The following is a 22,382-nucleotide window of genomic DNA, read 5'->3' as shown; positions in this document are numbered from 1 at the left end:
CGCCCATCTCAGCTATAGATATCATGTTCGCGATGATCGTAGTACTGGTCTATTGCTGCGATCACATGATCCTGCAGGTCCGCAGCTTCAATCCGCTTGACGTCGAGCCGTGCGCGAGTCAGACTTCCCTCAAAGAGAATCATCGTTAGTTCATCGTTCACTACAGTTGCTGCGGCTTCTTCCAGCATCAGGCGTCGCTCGTTGGTAATACCCTCGGAGCTATTAGTATCTATTGTCTCCGCAACCGACGCACTCGCCTCAGCCGGCTTGTACGTTGCTAGAGCGCTACGCAGGGCACCTGTAATCCCATTCTTCACGTTGGGATCTGCGGACAGGCCACTTTCTACGAGCCAAGGTATTTTCCTTCTTTCGTCATAGGCGACGAGAAAACGTTCCCATACTGGCACGCTTTTGCGATCTTTGATAGCATGCAAAAGCGCGTGCGTGACGCTGCTCTTAAAATCCTTCGCAACGTGCGGCTTCTCGGACACCAGACGACCCATCTCAACTACACCTTCTCTCTCCATATTGGACATACTCTTGGCTTAGTAGAGTTACCTGATTTTGGGTAAACTACGCGTTCTATTTTACACGTGCCAAGCCATCTTGTATACTGGTAGTTTCTGATGATGTGTAAGATGTCTTACATCTTCCCTCTCGGTCTCGCCGTATAATCCGTCCTCATATGACAGAACGAGCAAGACCTACATTTGACCAACAGGCAGTCGCCAAGGCGTTACGGACGAAGGCCCAGGAGGTCACCGATCCCGCATACGGCGATGGCCAGCACTTCCAGGTCCAATCGAACAAGGCATTTCTGAGCCTCGATGCCTTCCCTGAGGCCGGCGTCTCCCGCATCACGACCAAGAGCGCAAGGATCGAGCTCTTTGGTGGCTCACTTCCCCAGGTCGAGGACGAGGGCATCGTCTTTCTCCAGAAGGACGAGGAGCACGAGCACTCAACGGTTGCACTGCACCCCGATGGCGCGCTGACACTCGGGTACCAGGTCGACACTGGCCCGGCCTCCGTCCCAGGTCTCCCTTCGGACGTTGAGGACACTGCGCAGATCATCACTAACCATGAGGCTGTCCAGACGCCTACTGAGCTCAAGGAACCAGAGCCGGAGGCACCACCAGTCGTAGTTGCTGGCCCCAAGCCTCCAGAGAAATCTGGCTCGCAGCGCATGCCCGGCGCCTTCCCTGACGAGCGTCCAATGATTCAGCGCGTTGGGGCGACAGCAGAGCCAGACCCCACGAGCAATGGGCACGTCCACTCCGCACCCAAAGTGCACGAGGCTGTGACTGCTAACCCGAAGGCTGACCACCCACTCGACCGAGCTGCTCGCATCAGACAGCAGGACCATGCCCGCAAGGAGCCCGCGGCGAAGACCGATGAAGCGAAGGAGGCCGATGCCCAGCGCGTCAAACTGGTGGGCCGGCTCGGACGTAACCCAACCTTCCGAACCACCGCCGCAGGCAAGCTCGTTGGTAAGTTCCCCCTGGCCGTCCACCTTGAGAACGGTGAGACCGAGTGGCACGACATCCTCAGCTTCGGCGATCGTGCAGCAGCGCTGCAGAGGCGAACGGAGGCAGACGAGCTCGTGAGGGGCCGGGAGGTCGAGGTAGTGGGCTACGTCCACGACCGGGAGTACAAGGCACGAAACGGTGAGACCAAAGTGGCGCGGGAGATTAACTCAGTTGCTGTGAAGCGACGCTAAGAGCACGTACCCCGATTTCTTCGGTTCTCGTTCCACCATAACAACGAGCGTGCTCTTCTCTCGCGTATCCATGGGGCGGCATGTGTCGTCCCCTTTTTTGCATCTTGACTTTCCGATGTGCGATATGAGATATAGAGAGATGTATGTCAGAAGGAGGAGAACAATACAAACCACAGCATGAAGGACAGCAGTCCGCCGAGCCAGTTCAGCGATTATCGATTGAATCTGTACAGTCGAGGGAGCTCGCGGATCAAAATCTTGTCACCTATGTGGCAGGCGAGATAGCCGCGATGGAGCAAGATCAAGGCGCCATTGAAGAACGTGCCGCGAAAGAGCATCAGCGCTCTGCCGCGGGAGTGCTTGAGGATTACCTGACGGATGTCCGCGTTAATCTTGCACGTGGCCTTGGCCAGGACCCATACGCTGATGTTGATCGTTCCTCGGCCTTGAGGGATGTGGCTCGTGTCCATGCCGCGTATGACCTTCTGGCCTACCAGAGCTTTACCCCAGACCGCGAACAGCATCAGAAACTTCCACAAGCATGGATCGGCTTGAGGCAAGAGGGCGTGTCCGATCGGCAGCGTCTTGGAGAGGTGGGCGTTGGTGTCCAGGTGACAGCCAAGCAGGCTGAGCTCCTTGCCAGCCTTGCAGAACGAGTTCACCTCCCGTATGAACAGTCTCAACGCTTCGTAAGCGCCGCTCCCCTGCTCGAAGCGGTCGCACGCCAGAGTCGCGCGCACGGCCCGCATCTGGCATAGCCCAGTGGCTCTTCCACCCCGACAGCCCTACGCTTGATACGTGGAGGACGCGAAGCTGCGAGACGCCTTTTGCAGTGTGCTGATCGGTGACGAGAATTCGATTGCCTTTTGGCTGCCTGATTCTCAGCGCACCGCACATGTAGCGATGCTTGGTAAATCCCGTTTCGGGAAGACCACGGTTCTTGAGCATCTAGTTCTCAGCGATATGCACCATGGCACTGCGGCCATCGTGATCGATGCTCATGGAGACCTAAGCAAGCGCCTCATAGCCTTGGCCCCGTTTGAGAATCGAGAAAAGCCCGACGACCCAAGGTCGAAGGTCGTACTCGTTGAACCCAACACTGAGCGTTCCTTTGGGTTGAACCTCTATGAATGTTCAGATCCGACAGATGGTCGAGAGGTGACGGCGACCGTTGGCCGCGTCGTCGAGATCTTCCGTAAACTGATGGGAACCGAAGGAACGGGATATCTTCCCCTCATCGAATCCGGGCTTCGCAATACGGCACGGGCGATCATAGCCAACGGCTTTACCATGGCAGAACTTCCCCTGCTTTATCGTGACGCCTCGTTCCGACACGATGCGCTCGCTGCACTTTCCGATCCTGGCGACTACTGGCGAGAGTACGAGGCCAGTAGTCCACAGAAACAGCAGGACAAGCGAGAACCGGTCCTCAATAAGGTTGCCCGGTTCCTTGAGGATGACCTTGTTGCGTCCATGGTCAAACAGTCACATAACACCATTCCCTTTATGCCCATCATGGAGAACGGCGGGACACTTATTCTTAACCTCGCTGGCCTTGATCGGGAGACCGTGTCCTTCCTCGGCATGGTGTTCCTGTCCGTCTTCAGTAACCTGATACACCAGCGGGAGAAGATCCCACTCTCTCAGCGCAAACGCGTTCATTTGTATCTGGACGAGTACGGTCGGTTTGCCACTCCGACGACCAAGCGTCTTCTAGAGGAAGGTGGCAAGTACGGACTTGGCGTGACCATCGCCCATCAGAACCTTGGGCAGACCCCGGAGCATGAGGCACTGGAAGTGCAAACCCTGATCTGTTTCCAACTCGGTGCCGAGGATGCCCACGAGGTCGCGGGCAGCTTTGACTGTACCCCTATTCGCACCAAACGGGTGGCTCGACAGCGTACAGAGCCGCAGTATCGGGAATGGGAGGAAGACGTTTGGGACAGCGAAGAGTCTCGCTCTCACTACGATGGCCTCTGTCAGGCCGTCGCCGAAGCGGAGTCCAGACACCATAAGCTGAAGGCCACCCATTCTTATGCCTGGCAGACCCTAAAAGCGCTATATCCTTCGGGGGATTCTACACCAGCGCTGCATAAATTTGATTCCTCGGATGCCACTGTGAACGGTGTTTACATGCTTAATCGCCTTCGTAGAGATGGGGGAGATTCTCGCAAGGAGACTCACGAGCTGCGGAACATCCTGACATACCTGTATGACAAGTATGGCCGCGAACCTCACGGAGAGGAGTTCTGGGAGGCCCATCAATGGCTTGACAGAACAGCTACTAAGTATGAAGAGGACTATGAGGAAACGGACAGGCTATTGCCGGATTCCTACGAAGAGTTCACCAGGCTCAAATCTACGGCTGAAAGGTTTTATAGGCAGCACACTTCGCGTGAGCGCCGTACTGAGTACATCGGAGAGACGCCAGTTAAAGATGACAGTGGCAGGGTGATTTACGACAATATCGAGGAGATCGACCAGACACATGCTGACCGTCGGGCCGAGATAGCAAATATGCTCACTCAGCTCCCTCGGTATGTGGCGTACTGCAAAACCGTCGCCGCTGGCGGTAAACCGCGTGATCATAGGGTTAGGATGCGGTTGCCGGCTCCTTTGCCCACGTATGACGACTATCAGCGCCAGACAGAGACACAAGACCAGAAGACACGCAAAGACGAACACGAACGCGACCTTAGGAGGAGAGGACTCTACGGTATCGATCCCGATGTCCTCGCGGAGTGGAGTGGACTCTCACCAGAAATCCATGAGGCATCGAAGCAGCTGGAAGCTTCTACAATTGAATGGGCTCAAAAATTTGTCATCGCGCCAGAAGCCCGCCTGCAGAGAGTCCGTTCTCATAGCAGAGACTGTTTCGGTGTTCCTCCCTCTGAAATTCAAGAGCAGGTTCGTAAGCGCCAGATGAAGCCGCCTCCGGACGATGGTCAGCCAGCTCGACCAACACCTAAGCCGAAAGGTCCACCGCCACCATCTACGGTGGCTCCACCGCCAGGACAGACCATAGGCCGGAGGTCACCAAAGGAGCGCGGATAGACGGCTTTCTTACAGATCCCATACGGCCTGATTCAGGACTTCTCACGCACGTTTGGCAAAGTGTTTCAATGAAGAAACGTCCTGAGATACATAGCCCTTCGGCGTCTGCCGCTCTTCGGATCGGCGAGGCCGATCATGAGATTCTCGCTGCAGTGAACCGTCTTCAGTACATGACGGCCGCTCAGATAGGCCGCCTCCTTTATCCCGACGCGCGCGACGAGAACCGCTACGTGCAGCGTCGGCTGCGAAAACTTGCTGAGGCCGGCTACCTCCTCAGGCTTCGAGAGCTCCCCTCCCCTCGGGTGGGTTCAGCACCCCACGTCTTCACTCTCGCTGACAAGGGACGTCAATATCTCTCCGGCCAGGGAGTCCAGCTCTTGACCACCTACTACCGCCCCTCGGAAGAACGGCGCAAGGCTCAAGACAACCCCTTCATGGAGCACACCCTTGCCGCGGTCGACGTCCTAGTGGCCGCCGAGCGCCTGTGCCAGGACTTCCTTGTGTCGATGCCCAGACTCCTTACGGAGCGCCAACTCAAGCGCCGACCGGTCCGAGTGCAGCCGCCGGCGGGGCGTCCAGGCGCGCCACCCATGGCGGTCATCCCTGATGCCTGGTTCGAGCTGACGACAACAGATGACCCGGTCGCCATCGCCCTGGAGCTTGACCGCAGCACCGAGCATCAGAAGCACTGGCGCCGCAAGGTCGCCTGTCTCACGGCTTGGGCCCTCGGCCCCTATCGCGAGGCCTTCCAGGCCGACAACCTCACCGTGGCCGTCGCCGTCCCGGCAGCAGCCCGCCGCGCGCAGCTCTCTACCTGGACGAAGCAGGAACTCGATGCCATTGGCCAACCAGGCATGGCCGACATTTTCCTCTTCAGTGAGGCATCTCCTGTTACCACCGACCCTGTGGCGTTCTTCTTTTCCCCCCTCTGGTACCCGGCAGGGCAACAACACCCAGTGAGCCTGCTTGATCCGCCTGAGTCTGCCGAGGAGGAGGTGAGTACCAGTGTTCCGGATCCTTTCTCGTACCGCATCGGCCCAACGCTGCCGCTGGAGCGCGAGGTTGAATGACGTTCTTCGCTGCCCGTGAGCCGCGCATCCCCCTTGGTACCTACTGGACCTGGTTCTTCCGGCACACCCTGCACCTTCCGCTCACCGCCGCCCGCACTCACATGCACGTCTTGGGCAAGACCGGCTCAGGCAAGAGCTACTTTCTGGCCTCGCTCTTCCTCTCCCTATATACAGCCGGTCAGCCCGTCACCCTCATCGACCCCCACGGCGATCTTGCTCAGCTGGTGCTGGCCCACCTCGTTGCGTCGGGCCAGCTGCAGACGCGGGAGCAACGCGAGCGGTTGATCTACCTCGACCTTCCGGCAGCAGCCGCAGAACAGCAGTACCTGCCGTTCAACTTCCTTGCCCAGCCCTACGACGATCACGCCATGGCCGAGCACGTCACCGAGGCAGCCAGACGCGCCTGGCCAGAGTTGGCCCATGGCGCACCGACCTTCGAGAACATCCTCAAACACTCGGTCGTCGCCCTCCGGGAGGCAGGCCTCCCCCTCACCCGTCTCTCAGATCTCCTCACCGATACGGCCTTCCGTAACGATCTCCTCCGTACCCGTATCCGTGACCCGCAGGTGATCCGCTTCTTTAGACTCCGCATGGACCAGTGGGGACGGGAAGCACCACTCATGAAGGAGTCGACTCTCAACCGGGCGGATCTTCTCACCCTCTCCCCCATCCTTCGCTACGCCCTGGGGCACCAGGACAACGTCCTGGACTTCCGTCGCCTCATCGACTCGGGTACCTCGTTGATCGTCAACCTCTCGGTTGCCTCCCCGGACACACGCCGGCTCTTCGGGTGTCTGCTCACCGTGGGCATGGAGACCGCAGCCTTGAGCCGTGCAGATCTTCGAGTGGCCGACCGCCAGCGCCGGACACCCCACGTCCTGATGATCGACGAGTTCTCTCAGTTCATGGCGCAGAGCGAGGAGAGCCTCACGAGGATGCTGTCAGAGGCACGCAAGTACAAACTGTTCTGCGTCATGGCGCATCAGAACTGGAGCCAAGCCTCCGACCGCCTCAAGGGAGCCCTCCAAAATGTTGGCCTTGAGGCCGTCTTCAAGGCAGGCCGCCTCGACGCCGAGCACTCCGCCCGACTCTTCGGCACCGTCGATCCGGACGCCGTCAAGCACGTGGTGGCCGACCAGGCCGCCGAGGAGCGAACGCACCCGGCCTACTACGCGCTTCAAGAGCAGTGGGAAAAAGTCGTTCAGTCCATCCAACAGCTGCGAGTCGGCGAGGCCTACGTACGGCTTCCCGACGATCGGGTTCAGCGCATCCATACGCCGCGACTCCCCGAGCTTCCCGTCGTGCCAGGCGAACTGGCCGCTGTCGAGCGGTACTACCTCGATCGCTACTTCGAGCCAGCCTCGCCCATCGAGACCGCAGCCGTATCTACCATGCAGGGACCTTCCGTCATTCGTCGACGGCCCAGGGCTAAGAACCGCAAACGCTCCCCCACCACCAGAACCGTCTTCTCAAACTCTTGCCGGAAAAGCGGATGTTGACTTCGGATTCCCGATTTGTTATAAACATGACGCCACATGAAGTATTTAAGCTCAAAATCAGACATAATGGGCGGAGACCTCGTCATCAAAGGGACGAGGATATCCATTGCGACCATCTTCCACCGCATGAGGGACGGCCATACCCTCGCCGAGATTCATGATATGTATCGGTGGGTAGACATGGCGACCCTCAAGGGTGCAATCGATGAAGCGATTGACCTGCGGTTCCATGATCACACGCAAGCCCATGCCTAGAGATCCATTTCCACACAAGATAGCTCTCGACGAAAACATGCCTCGCAGCCACAAGCTTCCTTTACTGAACGAGGCCTTTGACCTTAAGCACGTGCGCGACGACTTGGGCCTTGGCGGTTCAGGGGACCGCGTCATTTATGAGGCAGCAGCGAAGGCCGGCAGAGTTCTCATCACCTATGATCGGACAGGCTATATCCGCCTTGTCGGCACGCAGCCCGACGCTGGCGTCATCCGAGTGTCTGACATCACACCTCTGCCTCAACTCGATACCGAACTCACCGACTTCTTCAAGCGTCGCCCTCCGACGTCGCTTCGTGAGCAGTATGTTCGGCTCGATGAGAATCGCAAAACCTCTGACTGACTAACAGTCCGTCTTCGCCTCAATCACCTTCCGTGAACGACCCTCTCTCCAGATGCGCCTGGTGCTCGACAGAGAGACTCTGGATAAGGACCGGAACTACCACTCATGGCGAGGCGAGCTCCACATGAGACAAGCGAAGATCGAGAAAGCATTCGAACGCGCAGAAGAACTCCAGGAGCAAGGTGACACCGAGCAGGCGAAGCGGTGGTACTACAAAGCGGCCAAGGCCGGATATCTACCAGCTGAACTCAGCCTGGCTGACCTCCTCGATGAGGAGGAACACTATCCAGAAGCAGAGTTCTGGTATCGAGAGGCAGCCCGAACCGGAGACTCCCTGGCGGTGTTCAACCTCGCCGGCCTCGTGAGTATGCGCGGCAATGAGGATCAGGCTCAAAAGCTCTATCGCCTCCTCGTCAATAACGCACCGCTCTTCGCTGCTGACGCAGCCTATGGCCTCTCACAGTCCCTGCAAAAAGAGGGCCGTTCGTCAGAAGCCGCACAGTGGCTCAACAAAGCATACGAACTTGGCTTCTCTGGAGTCTCAACAGAGGACTGACTGATTTTCCCTTCCCTCCCCTTAATTGACGGGCTCGTGCAGTCCTCCCTCTCGGGTCAAGGACCGGCGGAGCCGGCATGCGAAGTCCTTGACGCGCAGGGAGACTGCGGGATCCTCTCGTCAAAAGGAGGGAAGACCTGTAGCTCGATACTGCAGCAGCGTTCTATGTCGCAGAAGAAATGTCTGACGACGAGGTTTTGAGGTCATTGCCTGATTGATGGTCGCAGTATGGGCCGATAGTTGTCATGCCAGTCCATACTTTGTGCCTGGAGCATGTCTACTGGATGTTCAGTAGCTAGCACTTCTCTCGGGAAGCTCATAGTCTTTAACTGTACGGTTCGAACTATCGGAGGTGCTCATGTCGCGCCACCGGCTTTCCCTGCCAGACAACGACCGCACCACTAGCCCTGGCCTTGTCGAGGGGCTGTATAGCAACTTCAACTCACCCTGGCTCGCATCGGGCTTCTATCTCAAGCCTCATTGGCTAACTGCACTCATAGCCCTGCTACTTCTAGGAGCAGGCCTGGGGCTGCTGATGACTGATCAGGGCGGTACGAGTAGTGACCGTCTCGGCATCGTTCTGTCTGCTGTCGGCGCTTTTGCTGGCGTCGTGCAGGTTGTCTTTGCCGCTCTCACCTACTCCGCCATGCGTTCGCATGGCCGCACCGGGGATTCCGATTGACGGGTCAGTGTGGGCGGCCCTGAGACTTTACCCACCTGCCCCGTGTCGGGGCCCTAACGCAGCGAGGGCTCATCGGGCACTAAAGGGCAGCCCGGTGTCTGCCCGATCTGCTGGCGAGCGTAAGCCCTCCCTGCTCCCAACACGATGCAGGCCACCGGCCAAAGGCTCAGGCCGAGGGGCCTGCCGGGCCTTGGTTGCCGTTGCAGGGATGGCACGGGCAGGTGCACCGGGGCACGAGCAGGATGCCGGCACTGCCCGGCAACGGGATGTCCTTCGTTCGCCTGCAGTCTTGATGGAGGCTTCTGTACGCGGCCTGAGCTCCAAGGGCACATTCGGGTGAGCGCGTCGAGAGATCGGCATCTCCTGTCTTCGCTGCTCTCGTCTGCATCAACGATGTCCCGCCCGATTCAGCTCTGAGACGCGGGCTCGCAGCTGTTCCGTCTCGGTCGCCGGCCTCACCCTCTCTGGGTCCGCATCCCACTCCAGTCCCCCACCGGGTGGACGCAGCTGGACGTATGGCCCGACGTACCCCATGACGTACCCGATCTTGTCCTTACTTCCCGTATCTACGGCAAGGCTACGAACCGGCAGCTTCTCGGTCATGACGCACGACTCCCTCGCCGCAGGACACCCGCCAGTCGCTCGGCGATATCGGAGCGGATGCGTCCGAGCTCGATGAGCTTCAGGTCCGGTGATGCGTTGTCAACTCGCAACGAGGGAAGGACGATTCCCGCCTCCCCGAGAGCCGCTCTGAGTGTCTCCACAGCTGCGTAGGGGTCAATGTCCTGCTTCGTGGTCTTGGCCATGAACAAGACCGTAGGAATGGGGTGTTGCCCCAGCTACACAATGTTCTCCAATGTTCTCGTAACCTGACTCAATATTCTCGTGTGATCTCACACAGAGCCAGGAGGGCTGTAGTGCGCGGCTTCAGATCCTGGTGATGCTGGAGGCAATCAGCAGCCCACCGCTTCGAGGAGACGTCCATGGCCCGACGACTGAGCTTCAACGGTACGGACAGCAAGAATGGCGGATGCCCAGCGATCCACGAGGACGTCGACACGGGTGAGATCGTCATCCAGGGACCACCTGTCACCGACCCCAAGGACCTTGTCCAGCTTCAGCACTTCAGCTCCCGTGACGCCGCAGTGATCGTGCCGCGCGAGCTGCTCGTCAACCACGGCCCCAAGGAGGTCGCACGCGTGCCCAAGCTGATCGACCTGGAGGAGTTCGGTCGGCTCTTCGAGACGTTCGCACATACTGCTTGGCGCCTGGAGACACGTGGCGCATACGCCTCCGACCGTGAGGATCCGACGTACACGGAGTTCGTGGAGACTGGCCGCATCACCCTCGACTACGACGACGACTGGTCTCGCAACATCCGGACCCAGACGGCAGCAGGTAAGACCATCGGTCGCGTTCGGATTGTTGACCAGCCGCCGACGACGGGTCAGCTCTTCCTGCTCACCGATGCGCCCCGGAACGCGGCGGCCGGCGAGGACATGCAGTACCTGTGGCGCAGCGACGCTAGGACACAGCACCTCCCCGACGACGACTTCTGGATCTTCGACTCACGGTTGGTCGCTCGGCTCAACTTCGGCGAGGACGATGTCCTCCTGGACGTTGAGGTGATCACGGAGCCCGCCGAGGTCTTGCGATACTGCCAGGTACGCGATGCGGCGCGACACCATGCCATCCCATACGACGAGTTCGCGGCACAGTTGCCCGCGAAGAGCTAGGTAACGGAGCCGGTGAGCACAGACTTTCAGCAGGCACGGGAAGCCCTCGGCGTACGCCTGCGTGAACTGCGGCTCTGCACTCCCGCAGGCCGGCTCACCGGTCCACAGCTCGCCCAGCGGCTCGGCTGGCCGCACTCCAAGATCTACAAACTCGAGAACGGCCAGCAGACCGCAACAACCGAAGATCTTCGCGCCTGGGCCAAGGGCGTTGAGCAGCCCGAGGTCTTCGACGAACTGGAAGCCCGACTCAGAGGCTTCGAGTCTCACATTCGTTCGTGGCGTCGCCAGCTCGCCGCAGGGCACCGTCCAGTGCAAGACAGCTGGAACGCAGAGGTCGAAAGATCCAAAGTCATCTACGCCTGGGAAGAGGCCGTCATCCCGGGGATGCTCCAGACCGCGGACTACGCACGGCACATCTTCCTGCGTTACGCAGATCTTCAAAACTCCGTACGGGATACCGACGAAGCCGTTCGAGCACGGCTGAAGCGCCAGGAGTGGCTGTACCAGGGTGGCAGGAAGTTTCATGCCCTGGTGTGGGAGCCGGCGCTTCACGCGTTGATCTGTCCCCCATCAGTCTTGGCAAGCCAGCTCGACCGCCTCTCAGGGCTCATCGGTATGGACACGGTGGAACTTGGGGTTATCCCTCTCGGCGCCTCGCTCAAGATTCCAACCGCCAACGGCTTCTGGATCTTTGACGACAGGCTCGTCATCGCCGAGGACTGGCATGCTGAGCTTTGGCTCGACGACTCGCAGAGCGTCGACACCTATACCCGTGTCTGGAAGACACTACGAGAGTCTGCGGTTTACGGGGCCGATGCACACGGTGTCATATCCCGTGCGCGACAGATCCTCAACTCAACGTTCCGCTAACGCTGGATCCCGCTGGTCGGTCAGCGGGACCGTCAACCGGCCAGACCTGCAATTCGGTTGACCGACAGCGGGCTCCGTGTGGCTTCGGGGTAGTTGTCCCTTGGTTCAACCGCCGCCGGGGGGGCGGAAGATCGTTGACCGTAACAGATACGACAACTTGGGCCAGGCAGACGAAAGTTATCTGTTCATAGCGTAGCCATAGAAAGTGCTAATATCACGCGGAACACAACGACGTGTGACAGGTAGGTCCTCTGTGGGCTACGAGATAGATTTCCTCCCCGTTGGGGACGAGTCGAGCGGTGGCGACGCCATCGCTCTTCGGTACGGCAACCTCTACGGCTCGCGCAGCGAGCAGACCGTGATCGTCATTGACGGTGGCTACCTCAAAGCTGGTGAAGCCCTCGTCGAGCACATCCGGAAGCACTACAACACCGGCATCGTTGATCTTGTTGTTTCAACGCACCCGGATCAGGACCACATCAGTGGGCTGAGGGTCGTGCTGGAGGAGCTGACTGTCAAGAAGCTCCTCATGCACCTCCCCTGGAGCCATTCATCCGACATGGCGCGCGCCAAGATGATCCTCTCCCTTAACGCCCGGGCGCTTAAGACCGAGCTGCGGGACTCCCTTCAGGGCGCGACCGACCTTGCAGAGGTCGCCAAGGCGCAGGGCGTCCCCATCGAGGAGCCGTTCCTCGACTGGACAAGTGACGACGGTGTCTTTCGTGTGCTCGGTCCCACCGAGGACTACTACCGGGAGCTGCTCGCGGAGATTGTTGAGCCTGACTCCGAGGCGGCAGCGAGGGCGAGTTGGGAAACGCTGGTATACAAGCTGCTTGCCGGGACTTCCCATGAAGACCTCGACACCGAGACTCTGGGGGAGAACGGAGAGACCTCCGCCAAGAACAACACCAGCACCATCTGCTTGCTGGAGGTCGACGGGCGGAAGCTCCTGTTTACGGGTGATGCTGGGATTCCCGCTCTTGGCCAGGCGCTTGATGTCCTTGAAGCCGAGGGTTTCGAGCCCGGTGATCTGCGGTTTGTTCAGGTGCCCCACCACGGCAGCCGCCGGAACGTAAGTCCGTCGATCCTCAACCGACTCCTCGGGCCCAAGGGGCAGACGACCGTCATCGGGATGGCCTTCGCGTCGGTCCCCAAGAAGAACCCCGAGAACAAGCACCCCGCGAAGAAGACGACGAACGCCTTCCGTCGGCGGGGATACCCCGTCCATCTGACGCAGGGGGTGTCGAAGTGGTCTTACTTCGACGCGCCAGACCGCGAGGGTTACAGCACCTCCACCCCCGAGCCGCTGCACACTTCCGTGGAAGACAACGGGGACAAGTAGCGTGCTCTGGTTGGACGACTACGAGCGCCGGGCGCGACTTGCGCCTGGCCTGCTCGCGCTGCTGCCTGTCAGCGTTGCACTGGCCGTTCTTGGCCTGAGCAAGGCTCCCGTGGTCGTATCGGTTCTCACCGCGCTGTCACTGGCCGGTGGTCCCGTTGTTCTCGCTGAACTCGTGCGCCACCAAGGTCGGAAGGTTCAGGAGGTGCTCTGGGCTTCATGGGGTGGCTCGCCGACCATCCAGAAGCTCCGGCTACGGCAGGACGGACAGAACTCGCTACAGCGGGAGACCTGGCGGAAGGCCGTGTCGTTCGTGACCGGGATCGAGCTGCCTTCAGTTCGCAGTGAACGCGCGAACCCAGTGAAGGCCGATGAAACCATCGAGGTAGCCGTCGGTCAGATACGCAGCCTCACGCGGGATGAAGTGAAGTTCCCCCTTGTCCGTGCCGAGAACCGAAGTTACGGGTTTCATCGGAACCTCTATGGCATCCGCTGGACCGGGCGTATCACCGGGCTCCTGGTGGTGCTCGGTGTACTGATGTACATCGTATGGCTTGCGAACGTCGACCATCAGTCGGCACTTACACTCGTCAATACTCTCGCCCTCCTCTCCACGGTGGCCTGCCTCGTTATTTGGTGCGTCCTCCCATCACCAGCGCGGATGCAGAATGCTGCCGAGAGGTACGCGTACGAGTTGCTGCAAGCTGCCGTCGTTCTTGCCGCCGAGAAGGCCGAGCCTGCCCCCGAGGGGGCGGCGCAATAGGGCCAGGCCCTTAGTTTCTCTGCGTGGCTCAGTGGCTCAGTGGCTCACTGGCGTACACTTCGCACTTCGCTTTGACGGTCTTGTGCAGTCCTCCCTTTCGGGTCAAGGATCGGCGGTAGCCGGCGTGCAGAGTCCTTGACACGCAGGGAGGCTGCGTTAATTATTCCTTATTGACAGAATGTCCACTTCTTCGCTATTCTGTCAATAAGTTTAAGAAATGCCACTGGAATGAACCCTGACCGGGATTCCAGCAGATTTAACTTACCTATGGTTATTGCAGTTGCTTCACAAAAAGGAGGCGTCGGAAAGACATCTTCCACCATCTCACTCGCCGCAGGGCTCGCCCGCAAGGGCAAGCGCGTCCTGCTGATTGATATCGACTCCCAGGCCAATAGCAGCAAAGTTCTCCTGCCGAACTATCCACAAATACACAAGCAGGAGACAGTTGTTTCGACCATTTTAGAGCGCAGTCCTCTCCCCTGTCAGCCGACGAATGTGCCGAATCTTGATATTGTTCCCTCTCACATCTTGCTCTCAACGACCGACGTTGAGTTGACGACGGCGATTGATCATCGCGAGGAACGACTTAAACGCGAGCTGGACATGGTCAAGGGCAGCTACGACTATGTCTTCATCGACTGCCCGCCTACGCTCTCATGGCTCACCATCAATGCCTTTACAGCAGCAGACAAAGTAATCGTCGTTGTGGCGCCAGGCTATTTTGAGCTTGACTCGATCGTTCAGATCAGCAAGACCATTTCCGAAGTTCGAGACTACTTCAATCCCTCGCTTCAGCTGGCTGGTTTTCTGTTCACCATGGCTGATCCGACTGTTAACACCAAGACGTCACTTCAGTTGCTTCGCCAGACGTACACGAGTTCAGTGCTTACGACTGTGATACCTCGCAACACGGATCTTCGGGATGCGCATTTCCAGAAGCGTGACATCTTCTCCTTCAATCCGAAGTCGACAGCAGCCCTGGCCTACAACAAGCTGATTGCCGAACTTTTCCATGTATGAGTAAGAAACTGAACACTGACGACATTGCAAGCGAATTACGAGGCTCCGTCTTCTTTCCGAAGGAGCCGGCCTTAAAAGGGCCACCAGCCACTATCAATCAACCGACCGCCCGACCGGGCGACGAGACGGCCGCTCGTGCTACCGACCGCCCGACCGGGCGACGAGTTCTAATCCGCCGCGGTTTTGAGTGGGGGCAGGACCAATTGGACACCCTGAAGAAGCTCTCACTTCGCGAACAGATGGAAGGAAATGGAGACGGTAGCATGAGCCGAATAGTTCGCGAAGCCCTCGATGACTACTTCAAGAAACGTGGCCTCTGATAGACACTTTCTTCCTTTTCCACCATAATACCGACCGGGCGACGAGGCGACCGCTCGACCGGATGACCGGCCGGTCGTACGGCCGTCCGTACGGGACTATACAAGATCTTTTTTATTTGATTAGCTCTTATATGAAGCAGACACAGCAGCCGCCGTCTCCCCCGCATTGCGGGGTTTGCGAATAAAGACGGACTAGCTGGCCGTAAGCGAATGACCGAGTGACCGAAGCAAACATGATCGATCCAGTAACTACTGAATCTATCTAAGACGCAGGGGATCAACCCCGGTGTTCTGAGTTACCTCATCGACAAGTCGCTGACCGAAACTTCTTTTGAGAAGCGACGCGTCAGCGTCGATAGGCAAGCGAAGGGAAGCGAGAGAACGAAGCGAGCGGGGAATAGGGGAGCCTCCGAGGGGGACCTGAGGGGGTTTCTTCGTCATGCCCAGAAACGGCGCGAGGCTAGTTTCTGAGTACAGATCTTGATCGCAAACAGTGATCGAGTATGTCTTGTACTCGGACGGGTGTCGTACCGGTTCAGGCCGGTACACCAGCCGGTACACCAGGAGCAGAGAAGGGGAGCGTCCTGCGGACGGTTCATAGCTGGAAGGAACGGCCCGCTGACCAGCGGGTTCGAGGGTGGCAAGACGGGGGGAGTCAGCCCCACCACACAGGGTTGTACCCCAGCTCCCATGCGGTCGGTGGCGCGGCTGACTCCCCCCGTCCTCTCCGCCTGCACACACAGGTTCCCTGTAGCCCTTCGGGGTGTGCCGGCTCCGAGTCCACCCCCAAAGGGGGCCGAAGCGGCGGCTCGACGGCATTCCTTCCAGACCTTCCTTCCGCCGTGCCGCGAGAGAACGCTCACGCGGTAGGACGGGATCCGTTCCGGATCCAAGAAGATCGATGGCTTCGCCATAACGAAGTGGGCTTGGTTCCCAAGCCATTCCGGACTGGTAGGTGAGGCCTGCCGGGCGTGTGGTTCGGTTTCGGGGTATCACGAACCCTTGCTCCTCCTCGCGCTTTTGCAGCGTGCCACATGGCTTCCACAGTCGCGTCAAGACAGCCCTACGGGCTCCGCTGCGGCGGCTCCGCTTTGCTTCGGTCCTGACCCGCCAGTGCACCATGTGCCCTATGGACTGCGCGCGAAGAGGCGCAGAAAGGAGGTGAGACATATGGAGTACACGATCATTCGGGTATATCGCGTGCCAGCGGATACCCAGCAGCAGGCAACAGACCGGTTTCTGGAGGCCCGTGAGCTTGGCGTTGAACGAGACTTCCACGTGAAGGATCTCGTGAAGGCTCCAGCCGGCAGGTTTGAGCAGATGTCCAAGCGAGTCTCATGGTGGGAGTTGATACGCCGCCAGCTTCTCGGGAGGTGAGGGCGGAAGCCTCACGATCATGTGGGCTCTGCTCGGATTTTCCTCGTACCTCTTTGCCCGAATCCATCGCTTTTATACGGCTGTTGGCTTAAACTAGATGTACCTTCGCCGGTGAGCCTCTTCAGCGTAGCCGTGCATCCTCTCCCCATCGCGATCCGATGGTGTCGCCTCGTCGAGGAGGATGACAACACATGAAACCCACCCTTACAGACATGCGATCGTGGGCAGTCACCATCGATGTCCACCAAGCAGCGTCCGCGCTTGGTATCTCACGGTCGCATCTCTACGAGATGATCAAACGGGATCAGGTGCCCTTTCGGGTCGTGGCATTTGGCACCCGCTACCGAGTGATCACGGCATCCTTGATCCGCTATTTGGAAGCAGAGTAAGCCACCTTCGCTGAAATTTCCGGCGAGCCGAAGGGGAGGGTTCGCTGAAGGGAGTAGGGAAGAGGGTTCACTCAAAGGGGGGATCAACCTGCAAGGTAGGTGTTCGATGGCTGATCCCATCAAAAAGGTCGTGCTTCGGGACGGCACGGTGCGATACCGCTTCGTGACGGACGGCCCAAGGAAGGCCGACGGGAAGCGTCGGCAAATCACCAAGACCTTCGATACCAAGAAAGAAGCTCGCGACGAGTGGGCACGGATACGCCACCAGTCCAAGACAGGTGAGTACGTGGCGTCCGACAAGATGACGGTCTCTGAGTGGGTCGATATATGGCTCAAGGGTGCAACGGTTGATGTCGAGAAGAACACCATCCGTAGCTATACCTACGCACTGGCGCCGTTGAAAGATCTGTATGGACACCTTCGCCTCCAGCAGCTGACGGAAGAACATATGGATGAGCTGGTGGCCTGGATGATGACCAGCGGTCGGAGTGGCAACGGTGTTGGAGCGTATTCCGTTGAGCTTGCGCTGAGCAGAATTCGCTCAGCACTCAATGAGGCGCTTCGCCGTAAGCTCGTCGCTCGGAACGTCGCTCAGTTTACGAGAGTCCCGAGACAGCTTCGGAAGGCGCAGGCCAAGCGGAAGGCCGCTCGTAAACCGTGGACCGAGGAGGAGGTCAAGGAGTTTCTGCGCGGGAGTAAGACTGACCGCCTGTTCGCGCCGATTCTTCTGTCTTTTCTCGGGCTTCGTCCAGCAGAAGTATGTGGCCTCAAGTGGAGTGCCGTCGACCTTGAGGCCGGGGTAGTGAAGGTCGAGATGACCCGCACGCTCGTGGGCCACGTGGTTGAGGAAAAAGAGACCAAGACAGAGGCAGGCCAGCGCACGCTGCCGCTTCCCGCTCCGGTGCTCCAAGCGCTCAAGGCGTTTCATGCTCGGCAGGCCGCTGAAAAGCTCAAGGCGGGCGAGGCGTACCAGGATGCTGAGTACGTCCTGGTGGACAAGTGGGGAAGGCCCTTCACGTCCGAGCGGCTGCGCTATCACGCCTACCGCCTGATGCGGGAGGGTGGTGTGCGCAAGGTTCGCCCCTACGACGCCCGCCACAGCGCGCTCACGTTCCTGGCGACCACTGGCGTGCCCGACACGGTGCTTGCAGCGTGGGCTGGTCACTCCAACGCCGCGTTCACCAAGCGGGTCTATGTCACCATCGACCCTGAGCACCTGCGGGTTGCTGCTGCTGCGTTCGACCGGCTGCTCGGGTAGAAGCATCTCCCGCTCGTCATTGGTGACCCCCGGAAGGCGCCAGTGCACGATCAACTTCCTCGGCTATGGGTGCGGATACGCCTTGGAGGCCACCGTTCATCGCCGAGTTGCCGTTTCCACGTTTCCACTGGGTCCGTGTGGTTTCGCGGGTCTTCGAAGTTGAGCGGTGCGCGCGTACATGACAGCCGTCGACGGGAGTGCTGGCGCGGCTCGACATCTGGGCAACGGCCGCCCGGAGCGGCTCCCGGTGTACAGGTCGCCGAGATGGCATGACCATGTCGCACCGCTTAACTTCGAAGACCCGGTTTCGCCGAGCGAAGTGCACGACCGCGACGTCCCGGAAGTGATCTTCGCAGAGGGTGCGCCCTGTTTCGACAGGCTGTGGTTGTTCTCCTGAGCAGCGGACGCATGGTTCACCGCGTATGAACATGACCTCGGTCATGATCGTTCCGTTCCGCTGTGCCGTGCTGGCTGGTGAAATCACCAAAGGTGCCAGGCGAAAACACCGCTCCCCCATGCTTGCCCTTTCGGCAAGTACTTCGCTACCCGTTGAGTGTGTCTGGTCGTGAGCGGTGCTCCGCGCTCCGCAGGAGAGCTTGTGAGAAAGTGTGAGACGCCCGGCCTTGTAACCGGGAACCGACCGTCCCTTATGTGCTCGTCACCTGGGGCTTTGTCTCTGCTCAGCTCTTTTCCCGGTTCAGGTAGTTGTAGACCGTGAAGCGGCTGACCCCGAGGGCGCTCGCCACGGTCTCCACCCCGTGCCGCACGGAGAAGGCGCCGCGTGCCTCCAGCATCCGTACGATCTCCTGTTTGGCCTTGCGGTCCAGTTCGGCCAGCGGCTTGCCGTGTCCGCGCTCCAGCGCCGCCAGGATGTGATCGAGCGAGTCGGCGAGCTGCGGCAGGCGTACGGCGACCACGTCGGCGCCCGCCCAGGCGAGCACGACGTCGTCGGGGCCTGCCAGGTCCGGGGCGACCAGTTCGCCGCCCATGGCGTCGACCAGCGGTTTCACGGCCGCGACGAAGGCGGCGGCGACGGGGTCGTCCCCGGCGCCGGTCACCGGTCGCCCTCCCCGTCGATCACGTTGACCTGGAGGGAGATCCGGGTGGCCCCGGCCTCCAGGGTCCGGCGCAGCAGCGCGTCCAGAGCGACGAGTACGGCGTCGGCACGGCCTTCGGCGGTGTTGCCGAACGGGCCGACGTCCACCGCGTCCAGCTCGGCCGCCTCGATGACCTCCCGGGCGACCAGCGCGTGCGCGGGCGCCTCGTCGAGGTCGAAGGGCTCGGTCGTGAACTCCACTCGCAGTCGCACTGTGCCCATTCTTCCGTCAGGTCGTGTCCCAGCCACTCGGACACGACCCTAACGGACTCCCCTGCCGCGATCAGCGGGGCCGCGCGCCCTTCCGGAAGCACGCGCCCCGCACCCGAACCGCCCTACAGGCGGAGGGATTTCACCTTGAGGACGGGGTCGGGGTCGGTGTCACGCGCATCGTCGGCACGCCGTCGGCGGGCGAGGGACACGGCCAGTGCCGTCAGCGCGACGAGGGTCGCGGCACAGGCCGCCAGGGCGGGCAGCGGGGACACGGCTCCGCCCGCCTGCCGTACGTAGGCGAGCGTCTCCGAGCCGACACGCGCGCCCAGCAGATGTACGGCGGCCAGCGCGCCCGGCACGACCACCGCGGCGGCGGCCACGGCCGGCGACCGGCCGAACCAGAGCGCCGTACCCGCCAGCAGGCACAGCGCGAAGACGCCGAGCGAGGCGGACGGTCCGTACCTCGGCGCGTCGACCCAGTCGAGCGGGAAGTGGGCCGCGCCGCAGAGCAGGACGAGGGCGGCGGCGGCACGGCGCAGCCACAGGACGTCACGTCTCCCGGCGCCCGCCACGGCCGCCGCCGTCCGGGCGCGCGGGGCGGTGCGCGCGGTCACGGGACCCGGATCCCGGCCCCGTTCCTCTTCCCGGCCGTGACCCTGCCCCTGACCCTGCCCCTGGCCCTGGCCCTGGCCCCGACCCTGTTCCTGGTCGTACTCCGGGGTGTCGCCGATGCGGCCGATCAACTGCACGAGGTCCTCGACGGGTCTGCTGGTGGCGGCTGCCCGTACCGCCTGGGCCTCCGCGTGGGCGGAGTGCGGGGCCGCGTGCAGGAGCGCGACCAGGCGGCCGACCTCGGCCACCGGCCGCTGTTCGGCGGCGGTCCGGATCGCCTCGTCCATCCGGTCGACGCCGTGGGCCGGCGGGCCCAGCAGTTCCACGAGGCGGGAGACGTCCTCGACGGAGCGCGCCACCGCCGCGACGCGCAGGACCGACGCGGCGGTCGGCACGCCGTCGGGCGACTGCTCCAGGAGGGTGACAAGCTGGACGACGTCGTCCAGGGGTCTGGCGACGACCACGGTGCGCACCAGGTCGTCCGAGCGTATGCGGGTGACGGTACGGGGTTGGCCTGTTCCGGAGGTCTCCGGGCGGACAGGGAATGGCTCGACGGCCATGTTTGCCTCACAACTTCAGTGCACTGGCGCACGAGAAACGTGCACCCCGCTCCTATGAACGTTGAACCCTGTGTAACCGCCCGCCTACCGCCCCGCCACTCGGGGAGACTCTCCTGGAGGAAGCAAGAGGAGGAGCCGACGCCCATGGGATTCCCCGAGCTGCGCTACAACGTCAACCTGTCGATCCTCTTCACGGAGCTCCCGCTCCTGGAGCGTCCGGCGGCGGCCCGGGCGGCCGGTTTCACCGCGGTCGAGCTGTGGTGGCCCTGGCCCGGCTCCCCCGCCCCGGCGCGGTCCGAGCCGGCCGCCCTGCGGGCCGCGATCGAGGACGCCGGTGTCCGGCTCACCAGTCTGAACTTCTACTCCGGACGGCTGCCGGGCCCGGACCGGGGTGCCCTGTCGGTGCCCGGGGAGGAGTCGGAGCGGTTCCGCGCCAACGTCGAGGTGGCCGCGGGTCTCGCCGAGTCGCTCGGCTGCGGCGCGCTCAACGCGCCGTACGGCAACCGGATCGAGGGCGTGGACCCGGCAGAGCAGGACGCGCTGGCGCTGGAGAACCTGGTGCTCGCGGCGAGGGCGGCGGACCGTATCGGCGCGATTCTCCTGGTCGAGACGCTCAACAGGGTCGATTCACCCCGGTATCCGCTGGTGAGCGCCCCGGCCGCCGTGGAGGTCGTCGACAAGGTCAACGAGGCGAGCGGCCTGGGCAACGCCCGCTTCCTGATGGACATTTACCACCTGTCCATGAACGGCGAGGACATCCCGTCGGTGATCGACCGGTTCGCCGCGCGGACGGGCCACGTCCAGATCGCCGACAACCCCGGCCGCGGGGTCCCCGGCACCGGCACGCTCCCCCTCGCCGACCACCTCAACCGGCTGCGCGAGGCAGGTTACGAGGGCCGGGTGGGCCTGGAGTACACGCCGGGCGACCGGCCGAGCGCCGAGGCGTTCGACTGGCTGCCGTACGAAGCACGCCGGACCCCCTGACCTCGCGCGGCCCCGGAAAACTCGCGGGAGGACGCGCGAAGGCCGCCAAGAGGCGGACAAGCGGGGGGTCGGTGGAGCACGATGGGGCTCTGACCCCGACATCACGTAGTGGAGTTGGCCATGGCCGAGAGCATGCCCGTGCGATGCCCGGCCTGTCAGCGTGAGCATGTGTACGAGGCGCCGTCCTACCCCTGCGCCTGCGGTGCGCCGGTCAGCCCGCCACTCGACGAACGGGCGGCCCCGACGGCCGTCACCCACCATGTCTGGGACGAGCAGTGGGTCACCGTGCGCTGTACGGCCTGCGGACGCGAGGACCAGTGGCCGCGCCCCGAACTGGGCTGCCCCTGCGGCACGGTGCTGCGCGTCCCGGTGGCGCGCCCCGTACCGGACACCCCGCCCGCGGACACCCGGACGAATGACGCGCCGCCCCCGCCCGGCGCCGTGAAGGTCCCCGGCGCCCTCCGCGCCCCCCGCCCCGCCGCCCGTCCCCGGCGGGCCTTCCAGCCCGTCACCATCCGTACCGCGCGCGACGCGGTCACCGCCGCCGCCCTCTATCTGCGCTGGCTCGGCTACCGGGACATCCGCCTCGCCGACCAGCGGCCCCCGTCCGGCGTGGGGCTCGTCGCGCGAGGGGTCCTGTCACAGGTCGAG

General features: G+C 61.4%; 25 protein-coding genes. 19 read left to right on the top strand and 6 right to left on the bottom strand.

Annotated features, from left to right (window positions below; genetic code table 11):
• Positions 1-8: 8 nt before the first annotated feature.
• Positions 9-536, bottom strand: a complete 528-nt coding sequence (locus AOK08_RS45720; protein ID WP_157876673.1) for a hypothetical protein — start codon at positions 534-536, stop codon at positions 9-11.
• A 149-nt stretch (positions 537-685) separates the two neighbouring features.
• Between AOK08_RS45720 and AOK08_RS43110 the strand changes: the two genes are divergently transcribed.
• Positions 686-1,717: a single-stranded DNA-binding protein gene (locus AOK08_RS43110; RefSeq protein ID WP_079054015.1), complete on the top strand. Its 1,032-nt coding sequence runs from the start codon at positions 686-688 to the stop codon at positions 1,715-1,717.
• A gap of 212 nt (positions 1,718-1,929) precedes the next feature.
• Here the strand turns inward: AOK08_RS43110 and AOK08_RS13925 are convergent, their stop codons facing one another.
• On the bottom strand, positions 1,930-2,457 hold the full coding sequence (locus AOK08_RS13925; protein WP_157876672.1) for a hypothetical protein: 528 nt from the start codon (positions 2,455-2,457) through the stop codon (positions 1,930-1,932).
• 58 nt (positions 2,458-2,515) lie between these two features.
• On the opposite strand from AOK08_RS13925, the gene AOK08_RS44575 reads away from it, so the two are divergent.
• The 7 genes from AOK08_RS44575 to AOK08_RS45705 all read left to right on the top strand — a co-directional run bounded on the left by AOK08_RS44575 (position 2,516) and on the right by AOK08_RS45705 (position 9,194).
• Positions 2,516-4,771, top strand: coding sequence for a type IV secretory system conjugative DNA transfer family protein (locus AOK08_RS44575; RefSeq protein WP_157876671.1), 2,256 nt, complete (start codon positions 2,516-2,518; stop codon positions 4,769-4,771).
• A 68-nt stretch (positions 4,772-4,839) separates the two neighbouring features.
• Positions 4,840-5,841 carry a replication-relaxation family protein gene (locus AOK08_RS13915; protein ID WP_079054014.1) on the top strand — a complete coding sequence of 334 codons (1,002 nt, stop codon included), beginning with the start codon at positions 4,840-4,842 and terminating at the stop codon, positions 5,839-5,841.
• Positions 5,838-7,340 (top strand): type IV secretory system conjugative DNA transfer family protein, encoded by a 1,503-nt coding sequence (locus tag AOK08_RS13910; protein ID WP_055525853.1) that lies wholly within the window; start codon positions 5,838-5,840, stop codon positions 7,338-7,340. The genes AOK08_RS13915 and AOK08_RS13910 overlap by 4 nt, the downstream gene beginning before the upstream one ends.
• 36 nt (positions 7,341-7,376) lie before the next feature.
• Positions 7,377-7,595 (top strand): DUF433 domain-containing protein, encoded by a 219-nt coding sequence (locus AOK08_RS48880; RefSeq protein ID WP_079054013.1) that lies wholly within the window; start codon positions 7,377-7,379, stop codon positions 7,593-7,595.
• Positions 7,546-7,956 (top strand): DUF5615 family PIN-like protein, encoded by a 411-nt coding sequence (locus AOK08_RS45715; RefSeq protein WP_241826943.1) that lies wholly within the window; start codon positions 7,546-7,548, stop codon positions 7,954-7,956. The genes AOK08_RS48880 and AOK08_RS45715 overlap by 50 nt, the downstream gene beginning before the upstream one ends.
• A 52-nt stretch (positions 7,957-8,008) precedes the next feature.
• On the top strand, positions 8,009-8,512 hold the full coding sequence (locus AOK08_RS45710) for a tetratricopeptide repeat protein (RefSeq protein ID WP_157876669.1): 504 nt from the start codon (positions 8,009-8,011) through the stop codon (positions 8,510-8,512).
• A gap of 358 nt (positions 8,513-8,870) precedes the next feature.
• Entirely contained in the window at positions 8,871-9,194 is a 324-nt protein-coding gene (locus AOK08_RS45705; RefSeq protein WP_157876668.1) for a hypothetical protein, read from the top strand.
• A gap of 599 nt (positions 9,195-9,793) precedes the next feature.
• Here AOK08_RS45705 and AOK08_RS43095 read toward each other — a convergent pair.
• Positions 9,794-10,000 carry a hypothetical protein gene (locus AOK08_RS43095; RefSeq protein WP_079054018.1) on the bottom strand — a complete coding sequence of 69 codons (207 nt, stop codon included), beginning with the start codon at positions 9,998-10,000 and terminating at the stop codon, positions 9,794-9,796.
• A gap of 177 nt (positions 10,001-10,177) precedes the next feature.
• On the opposite strand from AOK08_RS43095, the gene AOK08_RS13900 reads away from it, so the two are divergent.
• The 9 genes from AOK08_RS13900 to AOK08_RS13865 all read left to right on the top strand — a co-directional run bounded on the left by AOK08_RS13900 (position 10,178) and on the right by AOK08_RS13865 (position 18,266).
• Positions 10,178-10,930, top strand: coding sequence for a DUF6879 family protein (locus tag AOK08_RS13900; RefSeq protein ID WP_055525851.1), 753 nt, complete (start codon positions 10,178-10,180; stop codon positions 10,928-10,930).
• A gap of 12 nt (positions 10,931-10,942) precedes the next feature.
• On the top strand, positions 10,943-11,800 hold the full coding sequence (locus AOK08_RS13895) for a helix-turn-helix domain-containing protein (RefSeq protein ID WP_055525850.1): 858 nt from the start codon (positions 10,943-10,945) through the stop codon (positions 11,798-11,800).
• Positions 11,801-12,053: 253 nt separating this feature from the next.
• Complete coding sequence (locus tag AOK08_RS13890; RefSeq protein WP_055525849.1) at positions 12,054-13,142, top strand: ComEC/Rec2 family competence protein; 1,089 nt, start codon at positions 12,054-12,056, stop codon at positions 13,140-13,142.
• A gap of 10 nt (positions 13,143-13,152) precedes the next feature.
• Positions 13,153-13,902 carry a hypothetical protein gene (locus tag AOK08_RS13885; protein ID WP_157876667.1) on the top strand — a complete coding sequence of 250 codons (750 nt, stop codon included), beginning with the start codon at positions 13,153-13,155 and terminating at the stop codon, positions 13,900-13,902.
• A 267-nt stretch (positions 13,903-14,169) separates the two neighbouring features.
• A complete protein-coding gene (locus AOK08_RS42310) occupies positions 14,170-14,922 on the top strand; it encodes a ParA family protein (protein ID WP_063794053.1) in 753 nt (250 codons plus the stop codon).
• On the top strand, positions 14,919-15,242 hold the full coding sequence (locus tag AOK08_RS45700; protein ID WP_157876666.1) for a hypothetical protein: 324 nt from the start codon (positions 14,919-14,921) through the stop codon (positions 15,240-15,242). The genes AOK08_RS42310 and AOK08_RS45700 overlap by 4 nt, the downstream gene beginning before the upstream one ends.
• 1,170 nt (positions 15,243-16,412) lie before the next feature.
• Entirely contained in the window at positions 16,413-16,619 is a 207-nt protein-coding gene (locus AOK08_RS13875; RefSeq protein ID WP_055525846.1) for a hypothetical protein, read from the top strand.
• A gap of 191 nt (positions 16,620-16,810) precedes the next feature.
• On the top strand, positions 16,811-17,008 hold the full coding sequence (locus tag AOK08_RS48405) for a helix-turn-helix domain-containing protein (RefSeq protein WP_055525845.1): 198 nt from the start codon (positions 16,811-16,813) through the stop codon (positions 17,006-17,008).
• A 106-nt stretch (positions 17,009-17,114) separates the two neighbouring features.
• Positions 17,115-18,266, top strand: coding sequence for a tyrosine-type recombinase/integrase (locus AOK08_RS13865; protein ID WP_055525844.1), 1,152 nt, complete (start codon positions 17,115-17,117; stop codon positions 18,264-18,266).
• A 680-nt stretch (positions 18,267-18,946) separates the two neighbouring features.
• Here AOK08_RS13865 and AOK08_RS13860 read toward each other — a convergent pair.
• The 3 genes from AOK08_RS13860 to AOK08_RS13850 all read right to left on the bottom strand — a co-directional run bounded on the left by AOK08_RS13860 (position 18,947) and on the right by AOK08_RS13850 (position 20,747).
• Positions 18,947-19,324 (bottom strand): helix-turn-helix domain-containing protein, encoded by a 378-nt coding sequence (locus AOK08_RS13860; RefSeq protein ID WP_055525843.1) that lies wholly within the window; start codon positions 19,322-19,324, stop codon positions 18,947-18,949.
• Entirely contained in the window at positions 19,321-19,575 is a 255-nt protein-coding gene (locus AOK08_RS13855) for a YkoF family thiamine-binding protein (RefSeq protein ID WP_079054017.1), read from the bottom strand. Before AOK08_RS13855 ends, AOK08_RS13860 begins: the two co-directional genes overlap by 4 nt.
• A gap of 122 nt (positions 19,576-19,697) precedes the next feature.
• Complete coding sequence (locus AOK08_RS13850) at positions 19,698-20,747, bottom strand: hypothetical protein (protein ID WP_055525841.1); 1,050 nt, start codon at positions 20,745-20,747, stop codon at positions 19,698-19,700.
• Positions 20,748-20,891: 144 nt separating this feature from the next.
• Between AOK08_RS13850 and AOK08_RS13845 the strand changes: the two genes are divergently transcribed.
• Positions 20,892-21,731, top strand: coding sequence for a TIM barrel protein (locus tag AOK08_RS13845; RefSeq protein ID WP_055525840.1), 840 nt, complete (start codon positions 20,892-20,894; stop codon positions 21,729-21,731).
• Between the two features lie 120 nt (positions 21,732-21,851).
• Positions 21,852-22,382 (top strand): hypothetical protein (locus AOK08_RS13840; protein ID WP_055525839.1); only part of this gene is annotated, 531 nt, incomplete at its 3' end.

This window comes from Streptomyces graminilatus, assembly GCF_001418565.1.
GTDB classification, from domain to species: domain Bacteria; phylum Actinomycetota; class Actinomycetes; order Streptomycetales; family Streptomycetaceae; genus Streptomyces; species Streptomyces graminilatus.
The sequence above is the reverse complement of the archived record's forward strand: the minus strand, read 5'-3'. Positions and strand labels throughout refer to the sequence as shown.